Annotated in this window: 9 protein-coding genes; 1 reads left to right on the top strand and 8 read right to left on the bottom strand. The window is 30.9% G+C overall.

What is annotated here, in order from left to right; translation table 4 throughout:
* The 8 genes from NXS15_RS03290 to NXS15_RS03255 all read right to left on the bottom strand — a co-directional run.
* Positions 1 to 2,032, bottom strand: a 2,032-nt coding sequence (locus NXS15_RS03290; RefSeq protein WP_259290440.1) for a type I restriction-modification system subunit M, incomplete at its 3' end; no start/stop codon positions are given.
* A gap of 367 nt (positions 2,033 to 2,399) precedes the next feature.
* Positions 2,400 to 3,962, bottom strand: a complete 1,563-nt coding sequence (locus tag NXS15_RS03285; RefSeq protein ID WP_259290439.1) for an MAG1430 family protein — start codon at positions 3,960 to 3,962, stop codon at positions 2,400 to 2,402.
* A gap of 16 nt (positions 3,963 to 3,978) precedes the next feature.
* Positions 3,979 to 4,569, bottom strand: a complete 591-nt coding sequence (gene yihA / locus NXS15_RS03280) for a ribosome biogenesis GTP-binding protein YihA/YsxC (RefSeq protein ID WP_259290438.1) — start codon at positions 4,567 to 4,569, stop codon at positions 3,979 to 3,981.
* Between the two features lies 1 nt (position 4,570).
* Positions 4,571 to 4,996, bottom strand: coding sequence for a pantetheine-phosphate adenylyltransferase (coaD, locus tag NXS15_RS03275; protein WP_259290437.1), 426 nt, complete (start codon positions 4,994 to 4,996; stop codon positions 4,571 to 4,573).
* Positions 4,996 to 6,183 carry an acetate/propionate family kinase gene (locus NXS15_RS03270; protein WP_259290436.1) on the bottom strand — a complete coding sequence of 396 codons (1,188 nt, stop codon included), beginning with the start codon at positions 6,181 to 6,183 and terminating at the stop codon, positions 4,996 to 4,998. Before NXS15_RS03270 ends, coaD begins: the two co-directional genes overlap by 1 nt.
* Positions 6,176 to 7,168, bottom strand: a complete 993-nt coding sequence (locus tag NXS15_RS03265; protein WP_259290435.1) for a phosphotransacetylase — start codon at positions 7,166 to 7,168, stop codon at positions 6,176 to 6,178. The genes NXS15_RS03270 and NXS15_RS03265 overlap by 8 nt, the downstream gene beginning before the upstream one ends.
* Before the next feature lie 112 nt (positions 7,169 to 7,280).
* A complete protein-coding gene (locus NXS15_RS03260; RefSeq protein WP_259290434.1) occupies positions 7,281 to 8,150 on the bottom strand; it encodes a bifunctional 5,10-methylenetetrahydrofolate dehydrogenase/5,10-methenyltetrahydrofolate cyclohydrolase in 870 nt (289 codons plus the stop codon).
* Positions 8,138 to 10,642, bottom strand: coding sequence for a valine--tRNA ligase (locus NXS15_RS03255; RefSeq protein WP_259290433.1), 2,505 nt, complete (start codon positions 10,640 to 10,642; stop codon positions 8,138 to 8,140). The genes NXS15_RS03260 and NXS15_RS03255 overlap by 13 nt, the downstream gene beginning before the upstream one ends.
* Before the next feature lie 427 nt (positions 10,643 to 11,069).
* Here NXS15_RS03255 and NXS15_RS03250 point away from each other — a divergent pair, with 427 nt between their 5' ends.
* Positions 11,070 to 12,032 (top strand): hypothetical protein, encoded by a 963-nt coding sequence (locus NXS15_RS03250; RefSeq protein WP_259290432.1) that lies wholly within the window; start codon positions 11,070 to 11,072, stop codon positions 12,030 to 12,032.
* Positions 12,033 to 12,248: the final 216 nt, after the last annotated feature.

The following is a 12,248-nucleotide window of genomic DNA, read 5'->3' as shown; positions in this document are numbered from 1 at the left end:
CATTGGCAAAATAAACTTTTTCGATTGTTAAATTATTGGCAAAAACATCGAAATATAGGTGATTATCTTGGTTATCGATGTTCGCCAAAATGTTATATAAATCGGTTTTAATATCTTTGAAAGTAGTAATTGCTTCTTGGTAAAGTTCATATTTATCTAACATTTTGATTTGTGAAATATTATCAAAAAAGAAATTATCAAATTCGTCTGCTAGATTTTCAATTCTAATATTTTTTATATCGTTAAAATTGCCTAATTTTTGTCTTAAAAATTCTTTTAATTTTTTAACAACATTGCTGTATTTTTCTAAATAGACTTGTGTATCAGTATGGTCTAATATTGTTTGGTAAATATTTTCCTTGTCTTTAAACTCTGAGTATTTAGCATCAAGCGGTTTTAATAATATTTCTTTGATATTCGGCATTGAAGCTCAAAAATCACTAAAATTATCTAATTCAATATTAGGAATTCCGCCGTGTAAAGAAGCATATAAATCGTGAAAATCGTCTTTTTCAAATGAGTCAATATAACGTGAAATATTCAAGTTGAAATCGTTCTCTTTGATCTCTTCAAAACTTGCTATTTTTGAGAATTTTGCAATATCTTTTTTTTCAATGTAAGCATCTACGATTTTACGTATATGTGATACTTCCATTCTGTTAGTCGAAGAATATTTGGTGAATAATTTAGAACCATCAATAAATTGAATATCACGGTTTTCACGGTTTTTACGCAATACCATAATTATTGTTGCAATACCGGTTCTAAAAAAGATTCCAGCTGGTAAACCAATAATGGTATCGATATAGCCGTTTTCGATTAGTTTTCTACGAATTTTACCTTCGTTACCGCCTCTAAATAAAACTCCGTGTGGTAAAACAACTGTCATTATTCCTTCACGTTCTAGGTGATGTAAACTGTGTAGCACAAAAGCATAATCAGCTTTTGACTTAGGTGCTAAACCATATTCAATAAATCTTGGGTCACCTTCAGCTTCTTCAGGTTCTCAAGATATTGAGTAAGGAGGATTGGCAACAACAGCATCAACTATTTTCAATTTGTAAGAAGATTCGTCATTGTTTTTAATAAAGAACGGTCAGTCTTTTTTTAATGTATTAGCATTTCGTACGTGTATATCAACAGGGTTGATTCCGTGCATAATTAAATTCATTCTTGACATTGTGTAGGTTTCTGGGTTTAACTCTTGCGCATAATATGTTACTTTATGTTGAGTTTTTGAGTATTTAGCAAACATATCTCCCAGTCTAATCAACAATGAACCCGATCCTGATGTTGGGTCATAAATAGAAATATTTTGACGATGTTTTAAATGACGAGCTACAATTTCAGACATTAATTGTGATACTTCAGAAGGAGTGAAAAATTCCCCACCTTTTTTACCAGCTTCACCGGCAAATTGTTCAATCATGTATTGATAAATAAAGCCTAAAACGTCAAAATCTTGTCTATCAACAGGAATCTGTTTAATTAAATCAAGAATTAAAACTAAATAATTGGTGGCTTCACGAGGTGAGTCTCCTAGTTTATATAAATCTTTAGAATAGGCGTTAAACACACCTTCAAAAAGCGATCTGATTTCTCCTTTTTCTGATAAATTTTCGTTAAAAGAGTGAATTGCTTCGGTAATTGCTTCAGTATTAAATTTAATGTTATTGTTGGCTCAGTTTTCAAATAAGAATTTAGGTTTTATAAAATAACCTAATTCAATTTTTGAGGCTTCAATAATGTCTTCGTAACCTTCTTGGTATAAATCAAAGGTTTTATTTTTACCATCTTCGTCAAAATTAGATTCATCTAAGGCATTGATATCGTCTAAATTAACTTGTCTATCTTCAACATATTCTTTCAATTGGTTTGATAGAAAAATATATTGTTTTTGTGATAAAAACTTATAAAAAATTAAGCTTAGGAGAAAATTTTTGTGCTGCTCTTGAGTGATTTTTCCCCTCGCTGTATTCGCTGATGCTCAAATGATTCTGGCTAATTCTTCCTTGTTTATTTTATTGTTCATTTTAACTCCTTAAATGTATGTAACTTAATTGTATCAAAGACAAATTAATCTTTATTCATTTAGTTAAATTTATAAATAAAATTGTCGATGCTATTCTCTATTTTTTCTTTATAAATGTTGTTTTTTTGAACATAAATCAGTCAATTATTCAACAAAATGAGTAAAAGAGCTTACGAAAATACAGATGCTGAAATTAACATATCCCTATTTTTAGAATTATTGATTTAGTGAGTTTTTATTGTGTTTTAATTACACAATATATTGAGCAATAAAACTAAGTTATTGAATTATTTGACACATAACAATGTTGCAGTTGCAATCGCATATTAAATTGATAAAAAAAATCTAGCGAATGCTAGATTTTAAATTAGTCTTGTGTTTCGATTTCTTTAAAGCCATCTAGAACAAATGTGCCGTAATATGTGTTAATTCCATATTCTTGGTCAGTATTTTTTAATTTAAGTTCGAATGAGAATGTGATCGAAGTATTTTGCTGTTCGCCCACAAATGGAGTTCCATTCACGTTTTTGTCGTTTTTAGGCTTTCTTGAATTGCTTAATTGATAGGCTAATAAATAATTATTTAGATTCAATTCATATTCACTAAATGAGCCGTTATCTGGTATTTGCGCAACAGAAGCTTGGTGTGCGAATTTTAAATTCAATTCAGTGAAGTAACCATTGCTTGAATTTGCTTCAAGAGAGCTTGAACTGCGGTGGAAATTAAGTGCGTTGGGTCCTGTTTGGCTATATTCGTTTAAGCGTATACCTTTTTTGCCAGCTATTTGTACAAAGCTTTTAGCAACTTTTTCTAAGTTGAAGTAATTTAGATAAATTCTTTGAGTAAATTCTTTATCAATTTCCACAGTTTTAGTACGTGCCAATGTGTTTAAATTGTCCATTTGTGCAGCAGGAATTTTACGGGTTACATAATAGTGAATAGTTATTGCGTTTGCATTATCACTATCTTTAGTGAATCAAACTGGTTTTTCTCAATTAATTCTAAATGAGTTATTGTTTGGGTTAACATCAGAAATGTTAAATAGTTTTTTAGTTGTGTTTTGATTGTTGCTAATTTGTTCGCTATCTTGGTTTGCACTAGTACTTAAAATGTTATTATCAATTAAATCGTGTACACTGTTTACAGTAATATCTTGGTCATTTAGAGTGTATTTTCTATCGTGGAAGATATTATTTAAGGTGCTTGTTTCTGAAATTTTAAATGAAGGCGTTACAATTGAGTTTGATGCTTTTTTCGACGCTAATAAGTCATCAATATTGTATGTAGTATTGCCATCGTGTTGTTGCTCTCTAATCTTTTTGAAACCGCCGATTTTAAATACTTTCGATTTTCACGAATCTATACGATTATGATCACTGATTGATTTTTTTAATAAATCTTGTTCTTTTTTATTTTTAGGGTTTTTGTCTTCTAGTAAAACTGATAAGAACAATTCACCTGTAAAATCATTGGCGTATGAATAATAATAAATGTTATGAGTTTGTTTTAAAACATCGATAGGAGCGCCACTTCTACGATTTCTCAAATAAAATAATTTTTGTTCTTGCCTTTGTTTAAATTCTTCAACATTTGAATCTTTGGTATCATAACTAATTTCTAGTTCATATTCTCAAAATTGGTTATCAAATGCGGAAGTGTTTTTTAATTCTGGTTGAAATAAAGGATTACTTTGATAGTTTTGTGATGTACGTGAGTCGCTGTAAGAGGCAAAAGCATACTCGCTAGGAAAATGGTTTTGCATTTCGTGAGAAAATTTTTCACCGACATAAAACTCATAATTGGCGATTCTTTTTTCAGCGCTAGTAGTAGGACGAAAGGCATTCATAGCAACAGCGGTAACAGTAATTGCTGAAACACAAATAATTGAAGTTGCTAAAATCCCAGTTAAAAATTTCTTATTTTTTTTCATAATTCCTCCTATTTTTTTAAGCTTGATGGTAAAGAATTTTGTCAATGTACTCTATCAACTCATCCAGGTTAATTTTTTTCTGTGATGAAACTAAAAAAGTTTCAAAATCTGAGTGTGCTAATTCATTTTGAATTTGCAAGTTATGTTTTTTGATTAGGGCTGATTTTTCTTTTTGATTTAGTTTGTCTACTTTTGTGTAAACTAAAGAAAAGTTCAGGCCAAGACTAGAAATAAAATTGATAATTTCAAAATCAATTTTAGTAATTCCGGTGCGTGAATCTAACAAAATAAAGATGTGTTTAGGGTTATGCTCGTTTTGTAAATAGTGGGCAATAGATTTTAGCATTTTGTCTTGTTTTTCTTTGCCCATTGCGGCATAACCATAGCCAGGTAAATCAATAATATATTTATTGTTTAAATCGGCAAAATAATTGATTAGTTGTGTTCGACCTGGTGTTTTAGAGACAAATGAGATTTTTTGATTGGTGATTGCGTTTAAAAGTGATGACTTGCCAACATTAGATCGACCCCAAAAAACTACTTGCATATTTCCTTGTGTATCAATTCAACTTGACTCTTCAAGAGCACTTTTAACAAATTTTCACATATTAGTCTTTTTTTAGTGCTTTCTGGTGTCTGATTAATGTTGAACTAATGCCGATCATGTCGTAATCAGGAATAATTAAAATAGTTTCAAGGTCTTTATTTACTTGGTTATTGCCGGCTGCAATATCAAGTTCAATTTGGTAGTCTAAATTATTTCGTGCCGAGCGAATTAAAAAGTTAATACCCATTTTAGCTGCTATATTACCTATTAATTCATTTTTATTAACAATCACTTCAATTCGGCTGTCATTTGCGTAATATTGTTTTATTTCTAAATAGCGTTGCTCTATTCCTTCTAAATTATTTTTGTCAGGGTTGTTCGAAACAACTACCACTAATTTATCTACTAATTTTAAAGCTTTTTTAATAACTGCTTTATGCCCGTCGTGTAAAGGGTTGAATGAACCAGCATAAATTGCTTTTTTCATTAGTTAAAGATTTTTAGAGCATTTTGTGCGATTAAAAGTTCTTCGTTAGTTCTAACAACATATACTTTTACTGCACTGTCAGGAGTTGAAATTAAGGCGTATTCGCCGATTTTTCCGGTGTTTGCTTGTTGATCTAATTTGATATTTGCAAAATGCAATTTGTCAACAACTGCTTGACGCAATGTAGCTGAGTTTTCACCAACACCGGCAGTAAATACGATAGCGTCTACGCTTTCAATTTTGTTAGCATAATTTGCAATGTAATCTACAATTTTTTGTACATAAAGTTCTTCAGCAAAAATAGCTCTTTTGTTTCCTTCACTCACTGCTTGTTCAATGTCACGCATGTCTGAAGAAACGCCTGAAACACCTAATAATCCTGATTTTTTGTTTAAAGCTTGTGTAATTTCTTTAGCATCTTTGTTTAAGTGTTCGCTTAGAAATTCAATTAGAGCAGGATCTATATCACCAGATCTAGTTCCCATCATAACACCAGCTAATGGTGTTAGACCCATAGTGGTATCAAAAGATTTTGAGTCTTTAATTGCACAAATACTTGCACCGTTTCCGATGTGTGCGTTGACAATATTAATTGAGCTTTTACCTAAAATTTTTTGCATTGTTTCGGTGATAAATTGGTGTGAAATACCGTGGAAACCGAAACGACGAATACCGAATTTTTCGCTTCATTCGTATGGTATTGGGTAAATTGCGTTAACATCAGGAATAGTTGTGTGGAATGCTGTATCAAATTCAGCTGATAGTTTAGCATGTGGCATTACTTTTCTAAATGCGTGAATTGCTTGTAATGCTCCTGGGTTATGTAATGGCGCGTAATCTGAACATTTTTCGATCGCTGCAATTACTCCATCATCAATTGCTGTTGATTTAGTGAAATATGTACCACCGTGCACTACTCTAAAGCCAATAATTTCAATTTCTTTAACATCTTCAATAATTTTTGACTCAGAAAGTAATGACAAAATATTTTGCGCCGCAACTTCGTGGTCTGGCATTGTTACATTTTTAACATATTTTTGTCCATTAGCTTTAATGGTGATAATTCCATCTTCAAGAGTGATTCTTTCTGCTAAACCGCTAGCAATAACACTCATTGATTTTTTCTCAAATAATTGCAGTTTAATTGAACTTGATCCTGCGTTGATAACTAAAATTTTACTATTCATTTTTTGCTCCTTGACTTTGTATCATAGTAATTAAAACAGTATTAACTACATCATTAACTTTGGCCCCTCTAGATAAATCGTTAACTGGTTTATTAGTACCGACAATGATTGGACCAATTGCGCCATATCCAGCTAAGCGTTGAGTTAATTTGTAGCCAATATTACCTGCTTCTAAATTAGGGAAAATTAGGGTGTTGGCAGGTTCATCGAATGAATCGATTGGGTATTTTGCTTTTCTTACACTTAAGTCTAAGGCTGCATCAAGTTGTACTTCACCAATAGCCTTAACTCCGTTGTAGTTTTCGTTAAAATCGATAGTTGCGTTGTGTACCATTTCAGTTTCTGGTGTTTTGGCACTGAAATTTGTTGAAAAACTTAAAAAGGCAACTTTAGGATCAATACCAAATCCTTTTACAAAATTTGCTGCGTTTAAACCAATATCAGTTAAAGCTTTTTGATCAGGTTTTGGGTTGACTGAAATGTCGCTGAAAAATAGTGTGTTTTCGTCTTTGTGCATAATCATTACTGAGCTGATTGTTTTGATGCCTTTTGAAGGTCCGATAACTTTAAAAGCAGCTTTTAACATATCAGCTGTTGAGTAAATTAAACCACCAACAACACCATCAACTTCGCCTGTTTGTAACATCATCATTGCGTAGAATGGTCTTTGTTTCATTGCTTTTTGCACTAATTCTAGTGTGTCTTTATTTTCTCTGCCTTTGGCTTTAGCGGCAGCATCACGTTGTTCGAATAGCATTTGGCTAAATTCGTTAATTTTAGCTTCGTTGGCATTCATGTTTAACAATTGTGCCTTAGTTTGTATATTTTGTTCTTTTTCTAAAAGTAGAATAACTTCTAAATTCTCATATTTTTCTAAGATTTTAGCAGCCTCGATTGCTCTTTGGTCGTCACCATCGACAATAACAATTCGTTTTTTGTCTTTGATTTGAGCAATGTTGCTTTGAATCAAATCTGTAAATTTCATATTTTTCTCCTTAAATTAATTTAGTTAATATTTTACAACAACACACACATATATTTTAAATTTATGTAAATGTTTCTAATTTTTTATTTTTAACAAAAAAGCACTTGCGTGCCTAAATTTTGTTGTTGTTTTTTAAGGCGCTTAATAAATTTTGGAATAGTGAAACAACGGTTAATGGACCTACACCACCACGAGCTGGGGCCATTGCTGAAATATGGCCTTCTAAATCCGTAGTATTTACATCACCGCAGATAAATTTGCGACCGTCTTTTTCCATCAAGGTTGCCCCCACATCAAAAACAATTGCTCCTTCTTTAATATTTTTTTTGTTAATCAAATCAGGATTACCTGCCGCAACAATTAAAATATCAGCATTTTCGACACCTTTTATCCCTGATTCACGATTGTGAGTAGAGACTTGTGCCCCCATTTCTTTAAATAATGAAGCAGTAGGTTTACCAACTAAAATACCCCGTCCAATTACAGCGACTCTTTTGTCTTTGACTTCAATATTGTAATAATTAACTAGTGTCATTATCGCCTGTGCTGTAGCTGGCGTAAATTTAAATTCATCAGTTTTATTGTAAAAATTGAATGAATTTCTTGAACTTAAACCATCAACATCTTTGTCATAACGAATTGAGTCTAAAATTGGTTGTTTGTAAATTGATAATTCACCACCAATCGGTAACTGAATAATAATTCCGTCAGTTTCATCGTTTATTTTATCTAGTTGTTTTAAAATGAATTTAAATCTTGATTTTTCACCTGCAAATTTAAAAACTTTAACATCAACGCCTAGTTCATTGCCTTTTTCAATTTTCTTTTGAACATAAACATCAGTCGCGCCTGATGGATCTTCTCCGATGCGAACAATACCTAGAATTGGCTTACGGCCTAATTCAATTGAAATTTGTTCAAATTCTGTTTTTAATTGAGCAGATAATTCTAAGGCTACTTTTTTTCCGTCTAAGATTTTCATTTCAATTCCTCCTTATATTGTTCTAACTCTTTTGAATATTTTTCTAATTTACTTTGTTCTTGTTGTATTTTGTCACTAGGAGCTTTTGCTACAAAGTTTGGATTATTCAACATGTTTTGTGCACGTTTAACTTCACCTTCTAATTCTGCGATTTTTGTTTTCAATACTCTGATATATTCGTCTTTTTGTTCTTGACTTTGTTCGATATTAACGATTAAATCGCCATCAGCAAAAACTGTATCGTTATTTGTTTTGATTTTAGCATTAGCAAGTTTAGAAATTGATTCAATAATAAAATCATTTTTAGAAATATTAATGTCGTAAAATAACGTTTCTTTTTTGCTTATTTGTTTATCTTCCCGATATTTTCTTAAAATATTAACTGTTTTAATGATGTTTTCAACATTAGCAACGCTTTGGCTATTAACTGTTTTCATCATTAACGGTTTTGCTTCTAAGATTTCTTCGTCATACATTGTTTTGTATAGATAATCGCTAATAAAAGGAAGTAGAGGGTGTATGATAACCAACAGTTTTTTGAAGTTGCTTAATGCTGCATTTTTATTTGGCATTATTTTTAGCAATTCAACATACCATGAAGAAAATTCATTGTATATAAATTTATTTAATTCATAACCAACTACAGTTAATTCGTATTTTTTGAAGGCATTATCAATTTTTTTATTCATTTCAATCATACGATTATTTATTCATATATCAGCAGCAGTTTTTGATTTAGCTGAATCATCAGGTAAGTTTTGAATATAACGGGCAATATTTCAAATTTTGTTACATAGTCCCCACGCAGCTCTCATTTTGTCGTCTGAGTATCTCATATCTAGGCCAGGAGTTGTGTTGGTGGTTAAAAATCATCTTAAAGCATCAGCTCCGTATTGATTGATAACTTCAATAGGGTCTATTCCATTACCTAAAGATTTAGAGAATTTTCTCCCCAATTCATCTCTTACTAAACCAGTTAACAATAGTTGGTCAAATGGCTTATCATTTTTGAATGCTAATGAGAAAAAGTACATTCTTGCTACTCAAAAGAAAATGATATCGTAACCAGTAACTAGCAGTGAAGTAGGGAAATAACGTTGCAAGATTTTTTCTGATTCGTCAAAAGGCCATCCCAAAAATGAAAATGGTGCTAAACCTGAAGAAAATCAAGTGTCTAGGACGTCACTGTCTTGAATTCAACCTTCGCCCGGAGATTCCACTTGGACTTTGATTTCGTTGTTTTTGTATCATGCCGGAATACGATGACCTCATCATAATTGTCTTGATATTGTTCAATCGTAAGCGTTTTCCATTCATTTTTTCAATGTGTCTTTAAATCTTTTTGGGAAAAATTTAATTGATTGTGATGATTTTAAATGGGTTAAAATCATTTGATTTAATTTTTCCATTTTAACAAACCATTGCGGCATAACTAAAATCTCAACAGGTTCACCACTTCTTTCTGAATAACCAACATTGGAACTTGTTTTTTCAATTTTTACAATTAAATCATTATCAATTAAGTATTTTTCGATAGCTTTTCTTGCTTCAAAACGTTCCATTTTATGAAATTGTGAATCTGGAGCATTAATAAAACCGTTTTGATCGATGGTTTCAATTACTTCTAGATTATGTTTTTTGATAATGTCAATGTCAACCTCGGCGTGAGCTGATAATTTCATTAGTCCGCTACCAAAATCAATTTCAGCATATTCATCAGGAATAAACGGAATTATTTGTTTAGTTAGAGGGTGCACGATTGAAATGTTTTTCATTTTGTTATAACGAGCGTCTTTGGGATTATAAATCACAGCCACATCAGATAGCATTGTTTCTGGACGCACTGTTGCAACAATTAAATATTGGTCACTATTGGCGATTGGATATTTAATATACAACATATTTTGTTCAGTGGCTTTAGAAATAACTTCAATATTTGATAAAGCAGTTTTTAATTTTGGATCTCAATTTATCGCTTTAGTTCCACGATAAATTAATCCTTGTTTATAAAATTCAATAAATGCATGATTTACTGCTTTATTTGATTTTTCATCTAAAGTGAATCTTTCACGTTCGTAATCTAGACCTAAACCTAATACTTCTCATTGTTTTCTAATTGATTCAGAATACTCGTGTTTTCATTCTCAAATTTTTTCGACAAATTCATCTCGAGTAAAATCGTGTCTAGTTTTACCGGTTAATTTATATATGTTGCCTTCAACTTTACTTTGAGTTGCAATACCAGCGTGGTCCATTCCAGCAATATAAAAAACATCAAAACCTTTTAACTTTTTGTATCTAATAATTGCATCTTGAATTGATGTGTTCAATGCGTGCCCTAAATGCAATTTACCTGTGACATTGGGCGGTGGTAAAAGAATTGTAAAAGGTTTTTTTGTTTCATCATGACGACTGAAAAATTTCTTTGCTTTTCATTTTTTAGAAATTTCAGATTCAAATTTGTTTGGTTCGTATAATTTATCTAATTCCATAAATACCGCCTACTATTAAATTTATATATGTATTACATATTATACCAAAATATGGATTTTTTCGATGGACGCTTGGGCTCAATATATAACGAATTTTAATTTCTATTTTTTTGTAAAAATGTGAGTAATAGATAGAGAGTTTTCAATAAAAATCACTGAATCTAGTATGCGATTACACTCAGGATATTGTTAGCAATAGTTCAATTACATTTTGTAAATTTATGTAAAAATTTTCAATTGATATATGGTCTTGATTTTCTTCACATCAACATAAATACACTGATTGTTTTGCAATAGTTCTTAATTTTTCTACAAATATTCAAGTAAAATTATTAATATAGAAAATTTTGATTTTGCCAAATTTGAAGAAGGATCAAAACAAACATTTACATAGTTTATAAACTGCTATTGATAAAAAGGAGAAAAAATGGCAACTGTTACTAATTTTGTTGAAAAATACAAACAACCACGTGGCGGCTTTTTACCGCCAAAAGATTGACAAAGTTTATCAATTCCTAATACACAACCTGCAAATGAAGAACTTCTTTCAGGTCTACATTACGCAACTACTGGTTTAGTCGTGGAATATCTAGCAAGCTTTTATTTTGTTCCAACAAAAAATTATGAACATAACCAAAGTGATAATGAACAACAACTTGCACAATGATGGTCAAAAGAAACTTTTAATCATTATGCACTGCAACCCTTTGAACAAAGCGAATTTCACTACCCTTTAAATGTTTCTTTAAAAGGCTTTAAACTTCACCATAAATTATGAAATTCAACCTTGCGTGATGATATTGGCTATTCTTGATGAGATCAAGAAAATATTGATAATAATATTGCTTTAATTTATTTTTTAGCTCAATTCGACTCTGTATATCGTGCTCGTTTTCACAATTTTTATGTAAAACCACTACTTCCTAGCAATGAAAAGTATGATGACTTGACGAAAAAGCAAAAACAAGATTATTTTCAAGCAATCAAAGATCAAATCAGCCACGAACAGCAAGAACAAATTAAATTAATGTCACAAAATATTGTTAAAACTTATAAGTACTTATTAGATATTTCAAGCACTAAACAATTGCACCTTGGCTTTGATATTAAAGGTGCTGAAAACGACATTATTACTGCTGGTGATGGCGACGCAATTGTTGGTGAATATTTGATTGATATTAAAACCAAAAAAACTGGATTCACCCCGAAACATACATTGCAGGTTTTAATTTATTACTTGATGGGCCTTAACTCATATAATGAAGAGCAATTTCAAAAAGTCAAATACTTAGCTTTATACAACCCTAAATCGAATATCTTTAACTACATTGCAATTAAAGATATTCCTGTATCAATTATTGACGATATCAATAGTTTGATAGGCCAATAAAACAATTTTCAACTAACTAAAAAACTCGAATTTTCACAATTCGAGTTTTTTGATATTGATCAAAATATTGCAATTTTTTCGCTTTGTTCAAATTATTGTTTTTGACTAAATATTCATCTAACTGTTGGTTCAATCATTATTGAAACACTTATTGATGGCTATGTGTATGATAGCAATTTCAATCAATAATTTAACACGCTATTGACTGAGTTTTAT

The sequence above is a fragment of the Mycoplasma sp. CSL7475-4 genome (genome assembly GCF_024834065.1).
In the GTDB taxonomy this organism is placed as follows: Bacteria; Bacillota_I; Bacilli_A; order Mycoplasmatales; family Metamycoplasmataceae; genus Mycoplasmopsis.
This window is presented reverse-complemented; position numbering and strand designations above follow the sequence as displayed.